The sequence below is a fragment of the Gilvimarinus japonicus genome, assembly GCF_042847215.1.
In the GTDB taxonomy this organism is placed as follows: domain Bacteria; phylum Pseudomonadota; class Gammaproteobacteria; order Pseudomonadales; family Cellvibrionaceae; genus Gilvimarinus; species Gilvimarinus japonicus.
Map to the genome: position 1 here is coordinate 753988 of NZ_AP031500.1, position 23513 is coordinate 777500.

14 protein-coding genes (1 of these 14 running past the window's edge) are annotated in these 23513 nt (G+C 52.9%); 9 read left to right on the forward strand and 5 right to left on the reverse strand.

Features of this window, described 5'->3' with window-relative positions:
• The first annotated feature begins 36 nt into the window (after positions 1-36).
• Together ACGHAD_RS03200 and ACGHAD_RS03205 are read left to right on the forward strand one after the other, a co-directional pair.
• Positions 37-1926, forward strand: coding sequence for a phytase (locus ACGHAD_RS03200; protein ID WP_382417464.1), 1890 nt, complete (start codon positions 37-39; stop codon positions 1924-1926).
• A complete protein-coding gene (locus tag ACGHAD_RS03205; RefSeq protein ID WP_382417466.1) occupies positions 1919-3931 on the forward strand; it encodes a PhoX family protein in 2013 nt (670 codons plus the stop codon). Before ACGHAD_RS03200 ends, ACGHAD_RS03205 begins: the two co-directional genes overlap by 8 nt.
• A gap of 19 nt (positions 3932-3950) precedes the next feature.
• Here ACGHAD_RS03205 and ACGHAD_RS03210 read toward each other — a convergent pair whose 3' ends face one another.
• The 3 genes from ACGHAD_RS03210 to ACGHAD_RS03220 all read right to left on the reverse strand — a co-directional run bounded on the left by ACGHAD_RS03210 (position 3951) and on the right by ACGHAD_RS03220 (position 8194).
• Complete coding sequence (locus tag ACGHAD_RS03210; protein ID WP_382417468.1) at positions 3951-6344, reverse strand: efflux RND transporter permease subunit; 2394 nt, start codon at positions 6342-6344, stop codon at positions 3951-3953.
• Positions 6337-7230 (reverse strand): VacJ family lipoprotein, encoded by an 894-nt coding sequence (locus ACGHAD_RS03215; RefSeq protein ID WP_339617680.1) that lies wholly within the window; start codon positions 7228-7230, stop codon positions 6337-6339. The genes ACGHAD_RS03210 and ACGHAD_RS03215 overlap by 8 nt, the downstream gene beginning before the upstream one ends.
• Before the next feature lie 277 nt (positions 7231-7507).
• Positions 7508-8194 carry an OmpA family protein gene (locus tag ACGHAD_RS03220; RefSeq protein WP_382417471.1) on the reverse strand — a complete coding sequence of 229 codons (687 nt, stop codon included), beginning with the start codon at positions 8192-8194 and terminating at the stop codon, positions 7508-7510.
• A 307-nt stretch (positions 8195-8501) separates the two neighbouring features.
• Between ACGHAD_RS03220 and clpB the strand changes: the two genes are divergently transcribed.
• A complete protein-coding gene (gene clpB, locus ACGHAD_RS03225) occupies positions 8502-11150 on the forward strand; it encodes an ATP-dependent chaperone ClpB (protein WP_382417473.1) in 2649 nt (882 codons plus the stop codon).
• Between the two features lie 66 nt (positions 11151-11216).
• Here the strand turns inward: clpB and ACGHAD_RS03230 are convergent, their stop codons facing one another.
• On the reverse strand, positions 11217-11648 hold the full coding sequence (locus ACGHAD_RS03230) for a DUF4124 domain-containing protein (RefSeq protein ID WP_382417475.1): 432 nt from the start codon (positions 11646-11648) through the stop codon (positions 11217-11219).
• A 445-nt stretch (positions 11649-12093) separates the two neighbouring features.
• Between ACGHAD_RS03230 and ACGHAD_RS03235 the strand changes: the two genes are divergently transcribed.
• The 4 genes from ACGHAD_RS03235 to ACGHAD_RS03250 all read left to right on the forward strand — a co-directional run bounded on the left by ACGHAD_RS03235 (position 12094) and on the right by ACGHAD_RS03250 (position 20746).
• A complete protein-coding gene (locus ACGHAD_RS03235; RefSeq protein ID WP_339617684.1) occupies positions 12094-13827 on the forward strand; it encodes an acetolactate synthase 3 large subunit in 1734 nt (577 codons plus the stop codon).
• Between the two features lie 174 nt (positions 13828-14001).
• Positions 14002-14493 (forward strand): acetolactate synthase small subunit, encoded by a 492-nt coding sequence (gene ilvN, locus ACGHAD_RS03240; protein WP_339617685.1) that lies wholly within the window; start codon positions 14002-14004, stop codon positions 14491-14493.
• A gap of 402 nt (positions 14494-14895) precedes the next feature.
• The gene (locus ACGHAD_RS03245) at positions 14896-18030 is read left to right on the forward strand and encodes a TonB-dependent receptor (RefSeq protein ID WP_382417478.1); all 3135 of its coding nucleotides are present in this window, start codon (positions 14896-14898) and stop codon (positions 18028-18030) included.
• A 70-nt stretch (positions 18031-18100) separates the two neighbouring features.
• On the forward strand, positions 18101-20746 hold the full coding sequence (locus ACGHAD_RS03250; RefSeq protein WP_382417479.1) for a hypothetical protein: 2646 nt from the start codon (positions 18101-18103) through the stop codon (positions 20744-20746).
• Positions 20747-20779: 33 nt separating this feature from the next.
• Here ACGHAD_RS03250 and ilvY read toward each other — a convergent pair whose 3' ends face one another.
• On the reverse strand, positions 20780-21655 hold the full coding sequence (gene ilvY / locus ACGHAD_RS03255; RefSeq protein WP_339617688.1) for an HTH-type transcriptional activator IlvY: 876 nt from the start codon (positions 21653-21655) through the stop codon (positions 20780-20782).
• Positions 21656-21811: 156 nt separating this feature from the next.
• Between ilvY and ilvC the strand changes: the two genes are divergently transcribed.
• Both ilvC and pssA read left to right on the forward strand, forming a co-directional pair.
• Positions 21812-22828: a ketol-acid reductoisomerase gene (ilvC, locus tag ACGHAD_RS03260; protein ID WP_339617689.1), complete on the forward strand. Its 1017-nt coding sequence runs from the start codon at positions 21812-21814 to the stop codon at positions 22826-22828.
• A gap of 113 nt (positions 22829-22941) precedes the next feature.
• A protein-coding gene (pssA, locus tag ACGHAD_RS03265; protein ID WP_382417482.1) for a CDP-diacylglycerol--serine O-phosphatidyltransferase crosses the window boundary here: on the forward strand, positions 22942-23513 show its 5' portion. The gene runs 310 nt beyond the window's last position; the window shows 572 of its 882 coding nt (coding positions 1-572); its start codon is at positions 22942-22944; its stop codon lies off the right edge, out of view.

Consider the following 23513-nt stretch of genomic DNA (forward strand, 5'->3'; position numbering starts at 1 on the left):
GCCCGGTGTCGCGAATAGAAACGACAGGACTTAACCATGAAACTAGTTCGAATTTGTTGCGTGTTACTGGCCTCGGCCAGTATCAACGCCTGTGCCACCACAGATCAGTTGCCGGGCAGTGTCTCGGCGGCGGCTTTAGCACCTTTAAGCAAAAATCAATACCTGTTGCTGGATAATGCCGGCACCCTAAACTGGTACGCCGCCGATGCCAGCCCTAAGCCTCTGGATGTTACTCAGGCTGAGTTGCTGGATGTAATGGCGACCGACAGTGCCGTGTACGCCGCCACGTTTGTCGGCGATGAGTATCGGCCAACACTGCTGCGGGTAGAGCCCAAAACACAGTCAGTCGTCGTGGCCGCGCAAGCCGCCGCACCGGCATTTTTACCCGAAGCGCTGTGCCTTGACCAAAACAGTGATGGTCATGTTTCGTTATTTGTGGTGGACGAGCGCGGTGGTGCCGAACAGTGGTTGATGGCCGATAGTAGCGGTCCGATTAATCCGGTTAAGGTGCGCACGTTGGCGATCGCTCCCAATGTAACCAGTTGTGCGAGCGATAATGCCGGTAGCGTGTACGCCACCGAAGAGGGGGTGGGTATTTGGCAATACCCGGCCGACCCGGAGTTGCCCGCCGGCCGTCGGGCGGTGGATATGGCAGTACCTTTTGGCGCATTGGCCGGCGCCAGTGAAACCATAGCCGTAGTGGGTCGCTCGGTGTTGGCCGTTAGTGTCGATAGCCAAGAGCTGATTATTTATACCAAGACAGACGATGGTTTTAAAGGGAAGGTGTTGGGCCAGTTTGAAAACCTTGGTGAGTTAGAGGGGCTGCGCGCCTGGTACTCGAGCAGCGATAATAACTTGCACACGTTAGTGCGCGACGACGACAGTGGTTTAATTCACCGTAACCATTGGGCGTTACCGCAAGGCTTTGACAGCAAACAGTTGCAGGCCGTTGTGCCAACCAGCTTGCCGAGCGTTATAGCGACTGTGCAAACAGAGCCTGTGGCGCGCTTTGGTGATGCCGCTGATGACCCGGCCATTTGGGTAAACCCAAACGAGCCCGCCGCGAGCCGTATTATTGGTACCGATAAAAAGCACGGCCTACTGTCTTACGATATGAACGGCAAGCAAATGCAGCTGTTGCCGACGGGCCGGTTAAACAATGTCGATTTGCGTTACGGTTTTAATTGGGGCAGTAGCACCGGCGATATCGCCGTGGCCAGTCAACGTGACCACAACTCGCTCTCGGTTTATCACATTGATGCCGCAACCGGTGAGCTCACTCATCGCGCCGAGATTTCCACCGGTTTAGACGAAATCTACGGCTTGTGTATGTACCAAAACGCCGATGACTTCTACGCCATTGCCAACGGCAAAAGCGGGCGCTTTGAGCAGTTCCTGTTAGCAGTTAACGATGGCAAGGTAACCGGTAAAAAAGTGCGCGAGTTTAGCGTTGACACGCAACCAGAAGGTTGTGTGGCCGATGATGCCCGAGGCCAGTTGTTTGTCGGTGAAGAAGATGTCGGCATCTGGGCGTTATCGGCCAAAGCCGATGCCGCCGCAAACCTAGAGCCGGTAAAAATGATCGACGCCGAGTTGGCCGACGACGTTGAAGGTTTAGCGCTTTACCCTGCCAGCAACAGCCGCTACCTGATCGCCTCCAGTCAGGGGGACAACACTTATCTGGTGCTGGAAAGTCAGGCACCTTACCGCACGCTGGGTAAATTTCGCGTTGGCGCAAATACCGCCGCCGGTATCGATGGCGTATCCGAGACCGATGGTCTGGAAGTGACGCATCGCTCTCTCGGGCAGGGATTTGAGTCGGGCGCTTTTGTGGCGCAAGACGGTCACAATGTGATGCCCGAACAGCCGCAAAATTTTAAAGCGGTAAGTTGGCAGGCGATTGCCGAGGAGCTGGGCCTTGAGTAAACAGTTCTTCTTAAAAAATGGCAACAGCTTGCAGGCGGATTTGACCGCTCAAGGTGTTGCCGATATCGATGACATCGCGGTCAACCCCGCAGATAACGAGTCCCTTTGGGCGCTCACCTGCAGCCGGCGCAAGCTGTCTACAGGCTCACTGTCGCTTTGCCTGGCGAGTCTCGCCGGGCCTTTTTCGTTAAGTGGCTGCGCCAATACCAGCGGCCGTAACATCTTTAACGATACTCTGCGGCCGGATATTGGGTTTACCCCGGTGCCAGCCGCGATAGGCGCCAGTGTCGATACAGTGACGGTGCCACAGGGCTACACAGCGCGCGCGTTTTACAGCTGGGGGGACGCGGTTTTAGAGGGCTCGCCTGCTTGGCAGCAAGACGCCAGTAACAGTGCGGCCGATCAAATTCTGCAAGCCGGTCAAAACCACGATGGTATGCATTTTTTCCCTTTCTCGGATGCACCCAACGAGCACGGGCTGCTGGTCATTAACCACGAGTACAGTAACGATACTCTGCACCCGAGTGGCCCTACGGTTACTACCGCCGCCGACGGCAGCAAGCAACGCCCCGCGCAAGAAGTTGCTAAAGAGCAGGCCGCTCACGGCGTTAGTGTGATTGAGATAAAACGCAGTGACGGACAGTGGCAACAGGTGTTGCCCTCTCGCTATAACCGCCGGTTGAGTGCGAATACGCCAATGGATATTAGTGGGCCAGCGGCGGGTGCCGACGCGATGAAAACCGCGCAAGACCCTACCGGAACCCGGGTGCTGGGCACGTTAAACAATTGCTCTATGGGGGTGACTCCCTGGGGCACCTACTTAACCTGTGAAGAAAACTGGAAGAACTATTTTGTAAACGGCGACCAGGAGGATTGGAAGAAGCGCCCCAGTCATCAGCGTTATGGGGTTGCCGCCGGCGCTCACAGCCACAAGTATTACTGGGAGTCGGTCGATGAGCGTTTTGATGCGACTTTTAAACCCGGCTTGCCTTACGGTGGTTTTGTCAACGAGCCCAACCGGTTTGGCTGGGTGGTCGAGTTTGACCCCTTCGACCCCAGTGCAACGCCCGTTAAGCGTACCGCGTTGGGCCGCTTGGTACGCGAAGGTTGCACCTGTGTGCAGGGCACTGACGGCAGCTTAGCGTTTTACTCGGGTGACGATACCCGTGGCGAGTATGTTTATAAGTTTGTTCCCGATGGCAAGTATGACCCGAGCAACCCCAGCGCTAACCGCCGCCTTTTAGATTCCGGCACCGTTTATTGCGCGGTTTATCACGCTGACGGTAGCGGCGAGTGGCGTGCACTCGTGCAGGGGCAAAACGGTTTAACGGCGCAGCGCGGTTTTCATACTCAGGCGGATGTGTTGATTAACCTGCGCGGCGCGGCGGATGTGGTGGGTGCGACCCCAATGGATAGGCCCGAGTGGGTCGCTGTGCACCCGCAATCGACTGACGGCTACGTTGCCCTTACCAACAACGACGAGCGCGGCAGTACAGAGCGCCAGGCGGTGGATGCTGCCAACCCCCGCGCCGACAATCACCACGGGCAAATTTTGCGCTGGCGCGAGCATGGTCAGCATCCAGCCTCGTTGACTTTCGAGTGGGAGTTGTTTTTGTTGGCCGGCCCAACCCTCAGTGCGCCTGATGCTAAAAATCAGATAGCGCCGCTTGAGGGCGACCGCTTTTCATGCCCCGATGGTTTGTGGTTTGACCGTGATGGGCGCCTGTGGATTGGCACCGATTACGACGAGCTGGAGGAGCCCTATTTGGGGCAGGGCATGAATCAGCTGCTATGTGCCGACCCGGTTACCCGGCGGGTGCGTCGCTTTATGACCGGCCCGGTGGGCAGTGAGATAACCGGGCTGACTGGCACACCTGATGGCACCACCTTATGGTTTAACGTGCAACACCCGGGGCTTAGTTATCCCGCATCAGACGGTAAAACCCGGCCGCGCTCGACCACTGTGGTCGTCACAAAAAACGATGGCGGCGTGATCGGTACGTGACCCAATGGGCCTGAGTTGCTTAAGCGCTTTTAATAAAGCGCTTAAGCAGCACCGGTAATAGCGTTAAGTCTGTGAGTAATGCGATGACCATGGCCAGGCTGGTAAGCAAGCCAAACTGTACGCTGGGTACAAAGTCGGAAAACACCAACAATAAAAAACCTAAGGTGATAATGGTGGTGGTGTACAGCAGCGCGTAGCCCACACTCAGGTGGCTGCGCTCCAGCGCGTGGGCGCCATCGCCCTCAGCCAGTTCTTCGCGGTAGCGGTGGATGTAATGTATCGTGTCGTCTACCGCAATGCCCATGGCGATTGAGGCGATGGTGATCGTCATTAAATCCAACGGTATTGCCATCCAGCCCATAAAGCCCAACACCGCCACCGTGGTAAGTACGTTGGGCGTAATGCCAATTAAGGCAATTTTAAACGAGCGAAACAGCACCCAAAACGCCAACAGTAATAGTACATAGACAATGCCCAGCGCCAAGATCTGCGAGCGAAACAGCTTATCTAAAATATTTTGGTACAACACAAATAAGTCGGTCAGAAGGTATCGGTCTTCGGGGATTTCGAGTTTTTCCATGTCAGCGCGAATGCCTGCCAGTAAGTCCGCCCGGTTTAGACCTTCGGTGGTATCTTGTATCCGCGTGCTAATGCGCACTTGACGATGCTCTTGGTTAAAATACGATCCCAGTAAGTCGTTTTTTAAATTCTCGTCCATGCTCCAGTACACGGCGTTAAGCTCGTACTCGGTCAGTGGCTTGCCGTCGTTAATTTGTTGCGCCAACTCAGTGAAGTTAACCACAGAGAGTGTATCGCCCACGCCCTTGTGTTCCTCCAACGCCGCTTGCATCAGCTGCATGGTTTGAATGTCGCGTGCGGTAAACTCCAGGTCGGTATTGCCGGACTTCCCTGGCAAAGTGTACACCAGCTGCAGCGGTGTTGAGCCGCCAAACTCTTGGTCGATAAAGCTCAGCTCTTGGTGCACTTTGGTCGAGTCGCGAAAGTAATTGATAAAGCTGTTTTCAACACTTAAAAAGAATAAACCGCTGCCACCGAGCGCTAGCACGATAAGGCTTGCGCATACCGGCCAGCGCGGGTGTTTTTGTATCCAGCTGGCGTTGGCTTGCAGCACTTTGCTGGCCCAGCGGGATTTTTTACCCGCTGCTTCGCGTTTTAATAGTGACAAGGTTGAGGGAAACAGCAATAAACTGACGGCGATGGATAGTGACATGGCGATAATCATCATCCAGCCAAAACTGATGACCGGTTGAATGTCGGTAAACACCAGCGATGCAAAGCCGATAGAGGTGGTGATGCCGGCGTAAAAGCACGGCTGAACCTTGCGGGCGAAGGTTTCGACTACTAGCTGTTTTTGATCCCAGTCGGGATTGGCGTTGCTGTATTCGCGATACTGAACAATCAAGTGAACGACAATCGCCAGTGTTAAAATCAACTGCAACGCAATAAAGTTAGACGATATAACGGTTGCTTTAAGTCCCAGTAAACCAAACAGACCGACAGTGCAAATAACGCTACTGACGCAGCACAGTACCGGGATGAGAACCCAGCGGATTTTGCGAAACACGATAAATAGCACTAGGCAGATCATCGCCGCGATGGCGCCGCCAAAAATACTTAAATCGCTTTTGATGATGTTAATAAGCTGGTAGCCCAGTACGTGTGCACCCCCCAAATAAATATTGGACTCTGCCTCGTAGGGTTTAATCAGCTCGCGGATTTTGGCGATCTCTTGGTTGCGCTGCTTGGTAAGGGCTCGCTGTAGTGGCTCGGCTTTGGTTTGCAGCGCTTGCAGTGTTTTTTGGTCGTCGTCGCTCAGCTCGCTCTCAAGCGCCTTTTCTTGCAGTTCGGTAACTTTCCTGTCGATCTCGCTAAGCTGTTGGTCGGCTTTAAACAATACCTGCAACGCTGTGGCGGTTTGCGGTTGGTTGATCACCAGATCTTCAAAAATGGGGTGGTCGGTAAACACCTTTTTAAGCTCTTCCGGGCTAAAATCGGCTTGTTCTATCGTCCATTTCTCGGTGGCGCCTTCGGCGCTTAAGCCGCCTTTGGCCAAACTTAGTAAGGGTACATTTAAAATTGATCGTACCGATTCGACCCGCTCAATTTTCTCTAGCTGCCCACTGAGCTTGGCGATGTCGTTAAAGGTTTTTTGGCTGAGTACTTTATGGTCTTTGGGTTGGTAGGCAATCAGTAAAAACTCTTGTGGCGAGAAACGCTCGTTAACCACTTGAGTTTGCAGGTACAGTTTGTTGCCTTTTGTGAGAAGGGTGTCGGCCGATGCGTCAATTTTAAAATTCAGCGCTTGGTAACCCAATACGGCGGTGAGAATCGCAAAAGCGATCAGCACCAATTTATGGTGCTCGACTAAAAACCGAGCGACACGCTTATTCATAATCGGCGTCCCTCATGATGCTTTGCAAGTATAGGTTGCGAAACAGGATGTAGGGGTCTTCGCTCTTGTCGTACAGGGCTTTGTAGCGCTCGGCATCGCTGGCGTAGTCTTGTAAGTAATCGACGGCTCTCGCGCCAAAACGCTCTGGCTCGTCTAGCAAGTAATTGATGGGGTTGAGAAAGTAATCGGTAATAGCCGATGCGCCATCGCGTAAATCGGAGGGCCCCAGCAGTGGTAAAACAACATACATGCCATAGTCGGCACCCCACGCCATTAGGGTGTCGTCAAAGTGAGCCTCGGCACGCTCTAAGCCAAACCAGGCTTCGGCGGGGTCAAACAGGCCGGCGATGCCCAGTGTTGAGTTAATCACAAAGCGCGCTAAGTTGCGGCAGGCGAGTTTGCCCTCTAGTTGCAGTAGGTTGTTAGCAAAATAGATGGGCGATTTTAAGTTGTAAAAAAAGTTGGTAACACTGTCGCGCACCGGTAGGGGGAGCACTTTAACGTAACCATTAGCCAGCGGGATCAACACGTAGCGGTAGGAAAAGTCGTTAAACGCAAAAATAGCGCGGTTAACGCGAATGAGTGGATCGTTGTAATCGGTATAAGAGACCACCGTTGGCTCGACATCCGGTATTCCCTCGGGGGCTTTAATAATCTTACCGCCGTCGGGTGCATCGGTCGCTAAAGATTCTGTCTGTGCGTCATCGGTGTTTGTTTTGCCGTCGCTGGCGCCGCTCTCGTAGGGTACGTAGGTGCGGCCAATGTCGTTGGCTGGCTGTGGCTGACTGGAGCAACCGGTAATGAGCGCCAATAGTACACTGGTGCACAGCCACAATGGCCAACGAGTTGGGTGATCTAGTCGGTTAGAACGTTTGGCGGTGCTCATATAAAAGGTGTCCACACAAGTAAGGTTCGTGTTTGAGTATTATCGTTGCTATTACACGGGCGGCAACTCGGCAATCACCTTAACATAGCAAGCCTTATGCCATAGAGCATATCGCGGTAAGGGGGAGGTTGGCGAGGGTGCGGTGTCCATCAGCTGGCGCTAAATACATTTTATTGTAAATTCTACGAATGGCGCGGGTGACGGCATTATACGCAGCGATACGCTAAAAAAGGGCGGCGGGCGCCGCCCAAGAGGGAGTCTAGAGGGGGGGGCGGGGTTAGTGCGCTTGGGCTAAGCTTTTTTGCTCGGCGGGGTTAATAATCTGAATATCTACCCGGCGCTCTAATGCGTAAGTTTCAATATCGCCAGCGGTGGCGCGTGTGGCACTGGCGCCGTGGGCATTAAGTTGGACGCGCTCGGGCTCGACTCCCGCAGCGACTAACGCCTCTAGCACCGTGCGGGCGCGGTATTGTGATAGCACATTGTTGTACTCGTCGGTGCCGCGTGGGTCGGCATAGCCATCCAGTTGTACCGCCAGCTCAGGGTTTTCGACTAAAAACTTTGCCAAAGTGTTTAGTGCCCGGGTGTTTTGCGCGCTGAGTTGGTCTTGGCCGGTCTTAAACATCACCTGTAGTTCAAGTTGATCGAGAGTGATGGTCTCAAAGTTATCAATGGTGCTGTGGGCGACGTGTAGCTGACGTGTCATATTTTTTAGCTCTGCTTGCGAGGTCAGCCACTTTTGCTCAAGGGCCTCGGCCTCGGCGTTGTTTTCCATTTGCTCGCTGACGTAAATCGTACCGACAAACGCAGCCAGCAAACCCACTGGGCCCCCGATCAGTGCGCCGGCCACCAAGCCACCGGTGGCGACGCCCGCTTGTTTGGTTTCTAGGCTAACTGCGTGTCCCTCAATGGGGGCGATGGCAGTGCTGGCGATGATGGCGCTGGCGAGAAGTGCTTTTTTCATGATGGTGCTCCTAAACAGGTGAAAGATGTTTGCTTGCTTCAGGAGCTATTACACACATAAAAACGGGCAAGTCTGTGATGCAATTAAGGCAGCTTAGCGTTCAATTATGATGAAATATGGCGGTCGATAACGGGGCTGGGCCGATTTGGCTTTGAGCCGAGACGCGCCCCCGAGAATGAAGGCTTTTATCCGGGTAGTAGCTTGATATTGAGCGCCGCGCCCTCATCTATTAACCACTATACTCTTGTGGGTTTTATTTGGTGGCAGGGTTCTTCGGGGCTCTTTATTTTATCGCGAGGAATGATGAATGCGAGTAGATCGATTAACAAACCAACTGCAACTGGCGCTATCCGACGCTCAGTCGATGGCGGTCGGTCGCGATCATAGTCAGCTGGAGCCGGTGCACTTGATGTTAGCCTTGCTGGACCAGCAAGGCAGCACGGTACAGCCTTTGCTAACCCAAGCGGGATTTGATGTTAAAGGTCTGCGCAACGAACTCAATAAAACCCTCGATCGTCAAGCGCGGGTGCAAGAGCCCTCGGGCGATGTTCGTATGTCACCGGAGCTGGGCCGGCTATTAAATCTGGCCGATCGGCACGCGCAAAAAGCCGGAGACAAATTTGTCTCCAGCGAGTCTTTGTTATTAGCGGCCATGACAGACAAAGATTGTGAGCTGGGTAAGCAGCTGGCGCAATTTGGCAATACTGAACGTTTGCTGCAGGCCGTCGAAGCGGTGCGCGGTGGGGAGACCGTGGATGATGCCGACGCCGAGGGCAACCGACAGGCGCTGGATAAATACACGCTCGATTTAACCGCTCGCGCCGAGGCCGGCAAGCTTGACCCGGTGATTGGTCGTGACGATGAAATACGTCGCACGATACAAGTATTGCAACGGCGGACGAAAAACAACCCCGTGTTAATTGGCGAGCCGGGTGTGGGTAAAACGGCGATTGTCGAAGGGCTCGCGCAGCGCATCGTTAATGGCGAGGTGCCCGAAGGCTTAAAAAACAAGCGCTTGTTGTCGCTCGATTTAGGCGCCTTACTGGCTGGTGCTAAGTTTCGCGGTGATTTTGAAGAGCGTTTAAAAGCGGTGATGAATGAACTCGGCAAGCAAGAGGGTCGGGTGATTTTATTTATCGACGAACTGCACACCATGGTCGGCGCCGGCAAATCTGAGGGCTCGCTGGATGCCGGCAATATGCTTAAGCCGGCGTTGGCTCGTGGTGAGCTGCACTGCGTGGGTGCCACCACGCTGGATGAGTATCGCAAGTTTATCGAAAAAGACGCCGCGCTCGAGCGCCGCTTTCAAAAAGTGCTGGTTGATGAACCCTCCGAGGCCGATACCATCGCTATTTTACGCGGCTTGAAAGAGCGCTACGAAGTACACCACGGCGTAGACATCACCGACTCGGCAATTATTGCGGCGGCCAAGTTGTCGCAACGTTATATTACTGACCGGCAGCTACCCGATAAGGCCATTGATTTGATCGATGAGGCCGCAAGCCGTATTCGTATGGAGATCGACTCCAAGCCGGAAGAGATGGACCGTATGGAACGGCGTTTGATTCAGTTTAAAATCGAGCGCGAGGCTGTTAAAAAAGATGAGGACGAAGCCAGCCGTAAACGGTTGGCGAAGCTTGAGGCCGACATTGACGAGCTGGAGCGCCACTACGCCGAACTAGAAGAAATTTGGCGCACTGAAAAGGCCGCGCTGCATGGTTCGCAGGAAATTAAAAGCAACTTAGAGCAAGCGCGCCTAGATCTAGAAACGGCTCGTCGCGCTGGCGATTTAGCGCGAATGTCCGAGCTGCAATACGGCATTATTCCCGAGCTGGAACGGCAGCTGGATATGGCCAGCCAAGTCGACATGATGGAGATGACGCTGTTGCGCAACCGCGTGGGCGATGAAGAAATCGCCGAGGTGGTGAGCAAGTGGACCGGTATCCCTGTCAGTAAAATGCTCGAGGGCGAGCGCGAAAAACTGCTTAAAATGGAGCAGGCTTTGCACCAGAGGGTGATCGGCCAAGATGAAGCGGTGGTGGCGGTATCCAATGCGGTGCGCCGTTCGCGCGCGGGTTTGTCGGATGCTAATCGTCCCAATGGGTCGTTCCTGTTTTTAGGGCCCACCGGTGTTGGTAAGACCGAGCTTTGTAAAGCGTTGGCGACCTTTTTGTTTGACACCGAGGATGCAATGGTTCGCATTGATATGTCGGAGTTTATGGAGAAACATTCGGTCGCGCGCTTAATCGGAGCCCCTCCTGGTTACGTCGGTTATGAAGAGGGCGGTTACCTAACCGAGGCTGTGCGTCGTAAACCTTACTCGGTGCTGCTGCTCGATGAGATCGAAAAAGCACACCCCGATGTTTTTAACATTCTATTGCAGGTGTTAGACGATGGCCGTTTGACCGACGGTCAGGGGCGCACGGTAGATTTTCGCAATACCGTGGTGGTGATGACCTCGAACTTGGGGTCTGATCGCATTCAGGATCTGGCAGAAGATAAATCTTTTGATACGGTATCGTTTGATGCGAGCGGCCAGCTGGCCGACTCGGTCGATAATGAAAACCGCTACGCCGCAATGAAAGCAGCGGTGATGGAGGTCGTTGGCCAGCACTTTAGGCCCGAGTTTATCAACCGGGTTGACGAGGCGGTGGTGTTTCATCCGCTGGGGCAAACGCAAATTCGCGGCATTGCCGATATCCAAGTGGAGCTGCTTGCCAAACGTTTGGCCGAGAAAGACTTGTCGCTAGATTTGAGCGATGCGGTGATGGACCGATTGGCCGAAGCCGGGTTTGACCCTGTTTACGGTGCGCGGCCGCTCAAACGTGCGATTCAGCAATCCATCGAAAACCCGCTGGCGCAAGAGCTTTTGGCGGGTAAGTTTGCCCCAGGAGATGTGATTCAGGCAAATTTAGCGGGAGATCGTATTACCTTTACCGCGGCTAGGCCTCATTAATACGTGGGGAGGGCGCAAAAAACAAACGCCCCGTACTTGACGGGGCGTTTGTGAAGCTTGGTCGGTTTAGCAGGATTCGTCGATGATTTGTTGCGCCTGCTCGATTCGCGCGGCTTTTTGCTCCTCATCTAGATAGGTAAAGCTGCCGTCATCGGTTGGCTCACGCACACGGCCACCGCGGCTCAGAATCTCTAAGTTGCTTTTGGCTGTTTTGCACCGTTCGGGGTTTTTGGTGGATGCTTTTTCGCCGTTGGCTTGTTTGGCTTGGGCGGCTTCTTTCTCGGCTTCGCTCGAAAAGTGTGAGTAGTCGACCGGCTCGCTGTGGCCGGTTTTGGGCTTGATGGCGGTACTTTTTTGCCCGCCGGGTGGGCGGGTACCGTAATGTACGCCGCCTTCATCGTCGGTCCACTTGTAAACGGTGTCGGCGTTTGCCTGGGTGCTGCCCAGTGCGCCTAAAAGCGTGATCAAACCCAGCATACGAGCGAATGTTCTGTACATAATCCCCACCTTGGATACATTGTTAGCCACGCTACTATAACGCTTAATCGGCCTTTGCGGAAAACCGCTTGGCGTAAACTGTGACCGAATCGGTCGCTTATCGAATGGTTTGGCTCACCAAACATCGTCAGGCGAGCCTTTGTACTTGACAAAAATGACCAAATTGGGACAATAGCGAATTCGCTAGATGGCCCGTAAGCTCTGCCGACAACCTCGGTGTTCACGCTACGCCCAGCAAGTCACCCGCTTGTTGAACCATCCGCACCGCGTAGGCACATCCACCGATGCCGCCTGCCCAAGAAACCGCCATCGCTACAAGCGCGTAACTTGGGGAATCTGCTTAATTCTTTTATGGCTCCACTATCAGGCGCGGCCTTTTCTGCTGCGGTCTTTGGTATAGTGGGCGCATTCTGTTGAGACCAGCTGTATTAAAAGGGGATACACCGTGGAAATGCTATCAGGCGGCGATATGCTAATTCGCTCGCTACGGGACGAAGGGGTTAAATACCTGTTCGGCTACCCAGGCGGCGCAGCACTGCATATTTATGACGCTATTTTCCGGCAACAAGACGTTCAGCACATTTTGGTGCGACACGAACAAGCCGCGACACACGCGGCCGACGCATACTCGCGCGCCACGGGCGAAGTGGGCACCGTACTGGTGACCTCGGGCCCGGGCGCGACCAATGCCATCACTGGTATTGCCACTGCTTATATGGACTCGATCCCGATGGTGGTGATTTCGGGGCAGGTAATGAGTCACTTAATTGGTGAAGATGCCTTTCAGGAGACCGACATGGTCGGTATTTCGCGCCCAATCGTTAAGCACAGCTTTATGATTAAGCACCCGAGCGAAATCCCTGAGGTGGTTAAAAAGGCGTACTACATCGCCCGCACTGGCCGTCCCGGCCCGGTGGTGATCGATGTGCCTAAAGACTTGACGGCGCCATTTGACACTTTCCCGTACGAGTACCCGGATAAAGTCAAAATTCGCTCTTACACGCCCGCAACGCGCGGTCACGCCGGGCAGATCAAAAAAGCGGCACAGCTGTTATTAGAAGCTCGTCGCCCGGTTATTTACGCCGGCGGTGGTGTGGTGCAAGGCAATGGCTCAGAGCTGTTAACTAATTTGGCAAAGCAGCTGAATTATCCGGTGACGAACACCCTCATGGGGTTAGGTGCCTACCCAGGTACCGATAAACAGTTTTTGGGTATGCTCGGTATGCATGGCACCTACGAGGCCAACATGGCAATGCATCACGCGGATGTGATTTTTGCTGTAGGCGCGCGCTTTGATGACCGTGTGACCAACGCTGTTAAACAATTTTGCCCCAATGCCAAAATCATTCATGTGGATGTAGACCCCGCGTCTATCTCAAAGACGGTTACCGCTGATATCCCCATAGTGGGCTCGGTTGACAGCGTATTGAGTGAGATGCTGGCGCTGATTTTGGAGGGCGACGAAAAGCCTGATGCCGGCGCTGTTGACTCTTGGTGGACGCAAATTAACGAGTGGCGTGAGCGTCACGGGCTATACACGGCGCCGCGCTATGACAACAGCGGTGAAAAAATCATGCCGCAAGACGTGATTAAAGCGCTGCATGAAGTTACCGGAGGCGATGCTTACATTACCTCCGATGTAGGACAGCACCAGATGTTTGCCGCGCAGTATTATCTGTTTGATAAGCCGCGCCGTTGGATTAACTCGGGTGGCCTTGGCACCATGGGCTTTGGTTTGCCTGCCGCGATGGGCGCGCAAATGGCTGATCGCGATGCCGTCGTCGCCTGTGTGACGGGCGAGGGCAGCATTCAGATGTGTATTCAGGAGTTGTCGACCTGTACTCAGTACAATCTGCCGATCAAGATCATTTGCCTGAACAACCAAGCGTTGGGGATGGTTCGCCAGTGGCAAGACATGCAGTACTCCAGCCGTTACTCCGAGAGTGTGTATGAAGACTCGCTGCCTGATTTTGTGAAATTGGCAGAATCTTACGGCCACGTGGGTATCCGCGTGACTAAAAAAGAAGAGCTAAAAGCGAAAATGGAAGAGTGCTTTGCCATGAAAGACCGGGTGGTCTTTATGGATATTTCGGTGGATACCTCCGAGCACGTCTACCCCATGCAGGTCGCAGGCGCCGCCATGCGCGATATGTGGTTAAGCAAGACGGAGCGTACCTAGATTGTGCGGAAAAAGCCGTCCATGGCTTTTTCCTTATCGCGTCGCTATATAGGCAAGAGCGCTGGCAAAAGTACGTCGACTTTCTTGGCACTCTTGCCGATATAGCACCGCTCGCATTTGGCTCTGCGCAAAATGGTCGTGCCTCCGTGCACTCCATAAAATAGAGAATTTTTTATGAGACGAATTATTTCTGTACTGATGGAAAATGCCCCCGGCTCGCTCTCGCGCGTGGTGGGTTTGTTTTCACAGCGTGGTTACAACATTGAGTCACTCACGGTAGCGCCAACTGAAGACGAAACCCTGTCTCGGTTGACGTTGACCACAGTGGGCGACGATCACAAAATTGAGCAAATCACCAAGCATCTGAACAAGCTGATTGATGTGGTTAAGTTGGTGGATTTGACCGAGGGCGCCCACATCGAGCGCGAGGTGATGCTGATTAAGGTAAAAGCCGCCGGCGCACAGCGCGCCGAGATCAAGCGTTGCGTGGATATCTTTCGGGGTCAAATCGTCGATGTGACGGCGAGTCTGTATATTATTCAGATTACCGGCACCTCAGATAAGCTCGATGCCTTTTTGCTCTCTGTGGGCGACGCTTCTATCCTCGAGGTAGTGCGCTCCGGTGTGTCGGGTATTGCCCGGGGCGAAAAAGTCCTGAGTTTATAGCTAGATCTAGACGGGGTGTAAAAAGCCCCGTCAGCCCTCTCTTTTAGCGTTTTCCTCCTTTGTTTATCCCCACTTATTGGCATTTCTGCGACTAAAATCCCACTTTTAGGGGCTTTTGGTGCCTTTTACTGCTAGACATATTTTATATGTAAACCCTATTTTCCTGTTGAACATGGCCGCCGGGTGCGCTATTGTTGCTGTAATCGGTTACAGGTTGTCCAGTTTATTCTGTAGCCGGCCTTATATAAAAGATCATATGAAGTGGTCGAGGATAATAAAAACGCGTTTTCTGAGTAGAAAATCCCAGCTTTCCCGTTAGTTGCCTAGAGCCGTGACGAATACCCTGTGCGTGGCTCTGGTAGTACCTATAAAAAAACATAAGAGTGTGCGAGGAATACAAAGATGATAGATCGCAGTGCATTTTCCCCCCGTCGGAGTGCCTTGGCATTGGCCATTGGTTGTGCCCTTGGGAGCTCGGCCCTGTTTGCCCAAGAGGCCGATACCACCCCGCAGGCCAGTGGCGATGAGGCGTTACTGGAAGAGGTTATTGTTCGTGGGGTTCGCCAGTCGCAAGCCGCGGCCATTGATATCAAGCGCGACTCGGATCGCATCGTCGACTCGATTGTAGCGGAAGATATCGGCAAGTTGCCCGACTTGACGATTACCGACTCGCTGCAACGGGTAACCGGCGTTCAGATCAATCGCGAGGCCAACGAGGGGACGTCACTTAATATTCGCGGTATGCCTCAGGTGTTAACCACCTTAAACGGCGAGCAGTTCTTAAGTCCTTGGAGCATTACCGAGGTGGGCGCCAATTACTCGGATATTCCTGCTGGCATGATCAGTGGGGTAGATGTATACAAATCTCAGTCTGCCTCTATGGTGGCCGGTGGTATTTCGGGCGTGGTGGACTTGAAAACCATGTCTCCGCTTGCCATGGATGATGGCGTGACAGCCAATCTGCGCGCCGAAGCCTCTATGGGTAGCCGTTCAAAAGACGAAGTGAATCCAGATGGCAGCACCGGTACGCGCGACCCAGACTACAATCTAAGCGGCTTTTTCGGCTTTAAGGTCAACGACGCTTTAGCGTTTAATGTTGGCTTGTTTACCTCCGAGAGCTACAACGCCAACTACTCTATGTGGGAAAACCCGCAGTTTGGTTTTCTCGACCAGAAAAACGGTACACCAACCGACCCGCTGGATTTTGACGGCGACGGCGACCTGGTCAATGACTGGTACTTAGTGCCGGAAAGCTTCGGTGCCACGAGCAGCTTTGTTACCCGCGAGCGCGAAGGTGGCTCGTTTAGTGGCGAGTGGCAAATTAATGATAACTTCACGCTGCGCGGCGACGCATTTTACACTCAAATGGATCAATACGACCGAGGCGTAAAAGTTGCGTTTAATGGAAACTCGGCGGTGGATTCTTATCCGGTTAATGGCGAGCCGGGGACGGAGCAAGGCCTGAATAACGCGCTGCAAGAAGGCTCAGTGTTTAGTGAGGGTGGCAATTTCACCTACGTGGATGACAATGGCCAATCACAAACCGCGACCATTCATAGTTTACAGGTAGCCGACCTGCTGTCGCCGGACTTTCAAACCACATCATCCAATAAAATCGATAAAACCGCGGCGCTGAATACCAATTTGCAATTGGATTACACCAATCACGATAACCTAACGGTAACGGCGCGGTATATTTATGCCGAGGCAGAGAAACGTCAGCGCGAAGCTTCTTTAAAGCAAGGCAGTCCTGCTTGGCTGTGGGTTGATGAGGATGGCATTTCCGGCAAAGACCCGATTGACCCTTATCCGGCCATTATTGACTACCGCGGTGATTATCCATCTTTTCAATTTGAACGCGATGTCTCGGATGCGGCTTTGTTAGCCAACTATCAGGCGGACGCTAAAGGTAACAACACTGAAGGCACTCTTAATGTTGCCCGTATTGACTTGAATTACGACTTTGATGGTGGCCTTTTTGAGTCCGTCGATGTGGGGCTGCGTCACGGTATTCGTGAGGCGGATTATACTGAGTTCTTTTATGTCACACCGACCGAGCGTTATCCTGATAACCAGCGTATTCCCATTGATAAACGTAACCAGCTATATTCGGGTAATCGCGTATGGCAACGCTATCCAGATTTTCGGAATTTTAATTACGAAGATGAAAGCCAAGCTCTGCGTGATGCCGGTTTAATCGATAACGGTTTCTCGGCCGCCGATACTGTAGTGTTTAACGATTTTGGGCCTTTCTCGGGTTTTGATAATGGCGTGTCGGCGCTTGACCCCGCGCAGTGGGATTCTCCGCTGACATTTATGAACCGTTTGTACCCTGGCACTCGCACGGTGGAAGATCCGTCTTTCGCCTTTAATGTGGAGGAGGCCTCTACCGAGGCATCGGTGCAGTTTAACTTTGATTCCGGTGATGGCCTATTTGGCATTCCTTACAGCGGCAACGTTGGTTTAAAAGTGATGCACACTGAGCGCACGGTGGAGCGTAATACCGTGCCCGAAGTATTGGATGTGTTTAACTCCATCGGTTCCGTCGATTATCAAAAACTCGCCTTTGTATACGACATTGAAACCAAAGAGCGCTCGTTTACCCAGTACTTACCATCGGCTAACGTTAATTTGTACCCCGCCGATGACGTTGTTGTACGGTTTGCGGCGGCGCGTACTACATCGCGTAACGACTTAAAAAATGTCGGTTCCGGGCTTTACTTGTGGTATACCCAGTGTGAAAAAACCGATGAGAATGGCGATCGGGTATTGGTTGTCGACACCTCGGGTAATTTAGTCGGCGAGGACGTTACTTGTGTCGGGGGTGGTAGTGACAACGGCAGTATTGATATCGATCCGTGGCTTGCCGACGTTTATAACACCTCTGCCGAGTGGTATTTTGATGAAGATGCGATTCTTGGTGTGGGCTTGTTTTACATGGACGTGGATACGTCTGTGCGAAGCTTTCAGGAGCGACGTCAATTTGTTGATGGTGACGGTATCGACCGGGGTAACTCCGGTAACGTGTGGGTCTCCGACAACGCAAACGGCTCCTCGCTTTACGGCATGGAGTTTGGTTATCGTCAACCGTTTACCTTCCTTCCCGGCAGTTTCTTAAGCTCTACCGGTATTGAGTTTAACTATACCTACTCCCAAAGTGAATCCGAGCAAAAAGACCTTGAAGGCAATACCTTGCCTTTGGAGTCTAACTCTGCACATCAATCTAACCTGATTCTTTGGTATGACAACGCGGGGCTGAATGCGCGTATTGCCTATAACTGGCGCAGCAAGCAGTACGCCGGGTACGCGGAGTTAAACACCAGCGGTACACCGGTGGAGTTAGCTAACTGGGGAGAGCCGGCCGGTTATCTCGACTTGTCTCTGAGCTACTGGATTAATGAGCATGTCAGTGTGTACCTAAACGGTACCAATCTGACCGCGACTGATCGCAGAACTTACGCCCAGTACGAAGACCAGTTACAAAGCATTAATGTGCAAGAACGGCGTTACGCTGCAGGCTTTACTCTGACCTTCTAAGGCTCGGTAATCAGATACTCGTTTCCCGCGTTAAGCGCGGGAGCCAAAAGAATAATGATGGAGTTTGGATATGAAAATGAAATTATTACCATGGGTTGTAATGACCGGTGCGTTAACGCTAAGTGCATGTGGCGGCAGCGATGGCCTGCTGGGTGAAGATAACGATGTGGATATGATGTACCCGGAGGCGGGTGCCGAAGACCCTGCGGATCGTCCGCGTCCGCCCGAAAGCGAGCCAACCATGGCCACGGTAGGGCCGTTTGTGCTGGATGTGGCTGGCAACATAGCGATGTTGCGCGGCGTTACTCTAGAATTTTATAGCAATCCTTCACTGATGATCGACGCGATAGAGCCCGTGGCCGCCACTGGCGCTAATGCGGTGCGCCTGATGGTAAATAAAGATGTTACCGAGGATGAGCTGGATGGCGCCTTAAGTGTTATTGCCAATAACAATATGGTGGCGGTTGTTACGCTAACGGACGATGGCTCAGCTCTGCAGTGCCAAGAAGATCCCAACAGCTTAATTGATGCGGTGAACACCTTGTGGCTGGACAAATGGACTGCCGTGTTAGCGCAAGATCGCTTTCAGGGGCGTGTCATTATTAATATAGCCGACGGCTGGGGGCCAACGGGTGTTTTTAGTGCCGCAAGTTTGGGTTATCAAGATTATATTGATACCTATAAAGCGTTAATTCGTCGCTTCCGCGATGCGGGCTTCAAGTTGCCCTTAATGATTGACGCCGCAGGCTGCGGTCAAGACTTTAATGCCTTTCTAGTGGGACGTGGGCAAGAGCTGTTATCTGCCGACCCCGAAAAAAATCTAGTTTTGGCAGCCGATGGCGATGGCCAGCGCTGGGATAATACCGATAAAATAATTTCGGCCAATACCCTACTTGCACAAGAGGGCGTGCCTTTTGTGATGAATGCCTTCGGTGGTTCTGAGACGGGAGAGTTTCCGGTCGATCACAATGACATAATGTTGCAGGCCGCTGGTAATGTTGCCGTATCGGTGGACACCCCCTGGTCCAGTGCCGAAGATGGCGTCGGTTATGTCAATGCCTTTGGCGAAGTCCTTGATTTAAGTGGTGGCGCCTCATCGCTGGATGTGTTTATGGATCGCCGTTACTTGGAGTTTATGCGGGTGGCCCCCGGCAGCTCCAACTACGCGCCTAACGGTACCACCGGTATTGCTATGTACTTGATAGACACCAACGGCAACCGTTTACGCTTAGGCACATTTTTAGCGCGCGAGTTGCGTGAGAATACCTGGAACAAGCTACGCTTTGATGTGCCTGCGGAAATTGATCCGGCTAATCTTATGAGTGGCGCCACTGAGTTTGATCAGACGGCGGTCACCCATGTGGGTGTTGAGATAATGGCCAACGGTAAGTCGGACAGCGCCAAAGGCGAGATCAAGTTTGATAATATGAATCTCTTCCCCGGCGTGCCGCCTGTTTACACTGCGCAGTTTAACACTGATGGTGATGCTGAGCAGTGGATGGTCGATGGGGCTGATTCCTGGGTTGCGGAGGGTAGCTTGCAGGCTTTGCCAACGGCGGGGCAGGTAAACTATCAAATGGCATCTTGGAACGGCGACGCTATTGGTCAAATCGATTTTAGTAAGACGCTTAATGTTACTGTCAGAATGTTTTTACCTGATGAGTATGCGGGTGATTTGAGCAATATGTGGATGAATGCGTTCGGCCAGTTTGGTGAGGGTTGGTCATGGAACTCGATATCGGTGAGTCCATCGCAACTAGTGCCTGGCGAATGGGCCGATTTAAAGTACACGGTAAACTTTAATGAAACCGTGCAGCCGCCTTCGGATATTTATACCGCCCAGGCGTTTGGCTTGCAGTTTGGGGGTATCACTACGCCCAAGTCAGAGCCGATATTGATCGACTCGTTTGTGATTGAAGACCCGTCTGCCCGCCCCACTAAGGTCGTGACTGATACTCAATACAAGGCGACTTTCAGCAGCGGTACAGAGGGTTTTGTAAATGCCGGCTGGGACGGTGGTCAAGTGGAACTCGCTAATGTCGATGGTGCGTTGCAGGCTAGTGTTCCCGCCGGTGATGGGGGTGCCGTCAATAAGGCCGACGTCAATTCGGTGCAAGAGATTAATTTTGGCGGTAACCTCACGGTGAAAGCTAATATCTTCTTGCCAGAAGCTTTTTCCGGAACCGATTTCTGGATGACGTTCTTCTTTCAAAGTGGTAGCTGGCAGCACTTTGCTTTTGGCGAAGTTGATATGACGGCGATGAACTACGGCGAGTGGAACGAAGTGGAGTTCGAGATTACCGATGACGATTACCCAGCAGATTTTGCGCGTACGCTGTCACCGCAAATGTTTGGCTTTCAGTACGGTAATACCGTTGCAGGTGAGTTTATGGTGGATGACATCGAAATTGTCGGGGATCGTATCGTGGATGATTTGCAGCCTATCTACCAACAAGGCTTTGATATTGCCGGCGCGCTGGATGACCTAGCTGTGGACTTTACGACAGGTGCGTTGGATGCTGGCAGTATGTTAACGGCCAAAAGCCTAGGCTTCCATGTGGTGCCCTTTGGCTGGACGGCAAGCACTTGGTACGACACCACAGCGCTGACGATTGCCGAAGACGTACTGGGGGAGGCTTTAACCGAGCGCGGCGATCAAGTGGTTAATGGTCCCAATGGCATTATCGCTACATCAATACCTGTAATGTTCGAGTAACTTTGCACGGCGCAGTTCAGCTGCGCCATTCCGTCAAGGTGCTTTGTCGGCAATCTGCTGCCAAAGCGCCGAGACAATCGGGCTTTTTAGTCGCTTCTTTAAGACGCATATTCCCGTTTCAAAAGGCCCCAAGTCGGGTTGCCGTGCTATTTTTTTTACCTTCTCTTTTAGTGGGCTATTCTCCAGAACAATCAGCGGGACGAGCCCCACCCCAAACCCTAAGCTCACCATGCTCACGATGGCCTCATTGCCTTTTACCTCGGCATAGATGTTGGGGGTTAGCGATTCTTGTCGACACCAAGCGTCAAACCGTTCGCGGGCTAGTCCGTCCTCCGAAATAATCATAGGTAAGTTACGCCACTGTTTGGGGGTGCCGCCTAAATGGAGGCTGTCGATGGGCCCGATGAATACCAGCGGCGAGTGAGCGATAGGCTTAAAGTCGAGCCCTGTGGGCAGGCGCTCGGGGCGTGTGGCAATGGCGACATCCTCCAGGCCACTGGTAACCCGATCAATCGCTTGGGCCGGGTCACCGGTGTGCAATTTAATGTTAATACCCGGATGGCGAGTGCGGAACTCGGTAAGAATGTCGTACAAAAAGCTATAGCTGGCGGTCACCGAGCAGTACAGACTCAGCTGGCCACGCAGCTCGGTAGCATCGGCGAGTAGTGATTCCTGAAAGGTTTCCCATTGTTGTAACGTCTCGCGGGCAAACTGTAAAAACCGGGTGCCGTCATCGGTAAGCGCGACTGAACGATTGTCACGCTCCATCAGTTGGGTGCCCAGCTCGTCTTCTAGCTGCTTAAGGTTGCGGCTCATGGTCGAGGGGCTAACGTGGCAGGCGATCGCGGCGCGGCTAAAATGCCCGGTATTGGCTAGGGCGATAAAGAGCGACAGCTTTTGCGTATCCATAGTGTGTTGCCATTTTTGCAATGTAAGGTTGCGAATATATCATTTTACGTTATGTGAAAAATTAACTAAACTGCGCGGGTCTTAAAAATTTCATTTCGGCAGCGCTGAATGGCGCTGCTGTTCTATTGTTCACCTTATTTTTGATAGGAGTCTGCTATGCAGGTTTATTACGATAAAGATTGCGATCTTTCCATCATCCAGGGCAAAAAAGTAGCCATCATCGGATACGGCTCACAGGGTCACGCCCATGCGTGCAACCTGAACGACTCTGGCGTTAACGTCACTGTTGGTCTGCGTAAAGGTTCTTCATCGGTTGCTAAGGCCGAGGCCCACGGCCTTAAAGTGAGCGAAGTAGCCGAAGCCGTTGCCGGCGCCGAAGTGGTTATGCTGCTGACTCCCGACGAGTTTCAGGCCGAGCTGTACCGCGATGAAATCGAACCGAACTTGAAAGAGGGCGCCACTTTGGCGTTTGCTCACGGTTTTGCGATCCATTACAACCAAATCGTGCCGCGCAAAGATTTGGATGTGATCATGGTTGCCCCTAAAGCACCAGGCCATACCGTGCGTACCGAGTTTGTTCGCGGTGGCGGTATCCCTGACTTGATCGCTATTCAGCAAGACGCCTCGGGCCGCGCTAAAGATGTCGCCCTGTCTTACGCCAGCGGTGTTGGCGGTGGTCGTACCGGTATCATCGAGACTACCTTTAAAGACGAAACCGAAACCGACCTGTTTGGTGAGCAAGCGGTTCTGTGTGGCGGTGCCGTTGAGCTGGTTAAAATGGGCTTTGAAACCCTGACCGAAGCGGGCTACGCGCCTGAGATGGCTTACTTCGAGTGTCTGCACGAGCTGAAGTTGATTGTTGATCTGATGTACGAAGGTGGCATCGCCAACATGAACTACTCGATCTCTAACAACGCCGAGTACGGTGAGTATGTTACCGGCCCTGAAGTGATCAACGAAGAGTCGCGCGCGGCTATGCGTAACGCGCTTAAGCGTATCCAAAACGGTGAATACGCCAAGATGTTTGTCGCCGAAGGCGCACACAACTACCCGTCAATGACCGCTAACCGTCGCAACAACGCGGCTCACCCCATTGAGCAGGTGGGTGAAAAACTGCGCGCCATGATGCCTTGGATTCAGGCCAACAAGATCGTCGACAAAGACAAAAACTAAGTCGTCTCTTGCTTGATCCAGGGGCGCATGCTTCTGACCACAAACCCTTGCCTAGCGCAGGGGTTTGTCGTTTTTGTGTTACGCTTATGTTTTAAACCGGCGAGATGGAATGTATGAGCCAAGATCCTGATAAACGTATCGACGACGAAGAGGCCGACAGCCTCTTACCGTTTGACGAACATGTTGAAGAGGTGCAGGAGGGCGATAAGAAGGTTCGTCATCGCGGCGTCTATTTATTGCCCAACTTATTTACCACCGCTGCGCTGTTTAGTGGCTTTTACGCCATTATCTCGGCTATGCATGGTCGTTTTGAGGTGGCGGCTATCGCGATCTTTGTGTCGATGGTGTTCGATGGCCTGGACGGGCGCGTTGCCCGGATGACCAATACTTCTAGCGCTTTTGGCGAGCAATACGATAGTTTGGCCGATATGGTCTCTTTTGGTGTGGCGCCGGCGTTGGTGATCTTTAATTGGGGGTTGGCCGATCTCGGCAAGGTTGGCTGGGCGGCGGCCTTCGGCTTTACGGCCTGTGCCGCGCTGCGTTTAGCGCGTTTTAATACGCAAATTGGTACGGTCGATAAAGGCCAGTTTGTCGGGCTCGCTAGCCCTTCCGCCGCGGCACTAATCGCCGCCATGGTGTGGGTGGGGCATGATGTGGATGTCGAGTGGGGAATCGCGACGGCCGC

Coding starts and splice junctions, on each gene's coding strand:
- ACGHAD_RS03200 (WP_382417464.1), top strand. CDS start 37: ATGAAACTAGTTCGAATTTGTTGCGTGTTACTGGCCTCGGCCAGTATC.
- ACGHAD_RS03210 (WP_382417468.1), bottom strand. CDS start 6,344: ATGAATAAGCGTGTCGCTCGGTTTTTAGTCGAGCACCATAAATTGGTG.
- ACGHAD_RS03215 (WP_339617680.1), bottom strand. CDS start 7,230: ATGAGCACCGCCAAACGTTCTAACCGACTAGATCACCCAACTCGTTGG.
- ACGHAD_RS03220 (WP_382417471.1), bottom strand. CDS start 8,194: ATGAAAAAAGCACTTCTCGCCAGCGCCATCATCGCCAGCACTGCCATC.
- clpB (WP_382417473.1), top strand. CDS start 8,502: ATGCGAGTAGATCGATTAACAAACCAACTGCAACTGGCGCTATCCGAC.
- ACGHAD_RS03230 (WP_382417475.1), bottom strand. CDS start 11,648: ATGTACAGAACATTCGCTCGTATGCTGGGTTTGATCACGCTTTTAGGC.
- ilvN (WP_339617685.1), top strand. CDS start 14,002: ATGAGACGAATTATTTCTGTACTGATGGAAAATGCCCCCGGCTCGCTC.
- ACGHAD_RS03245 (WP_382417478.1), top strand. CDS start 14,896: ATGATAGATCGCAGTGCATTTTCCCCCCGTCGGAGTGCCTTGGCATTG.
- ACGHAD_RS03250 (WP_382417479.1), top strand. CDS start 18,101: ATGAAAATGAAATTATTACCATGGGTTGTAATGACCGGTGCGTTAACG.
- ilvY (WP_339617688.1), bottom strand. CDS start 21,655: ATGGATACGCAAAAGCTGTCGCTCTTTATCGCCCTAGCCAATACCGGG.
- ilvC (WP_339617689.1), top strand. CDS start 21,812: ATGCAGGTTTATTACGATAAAGATTGCGATCTTTCCATCATCCAGGGC.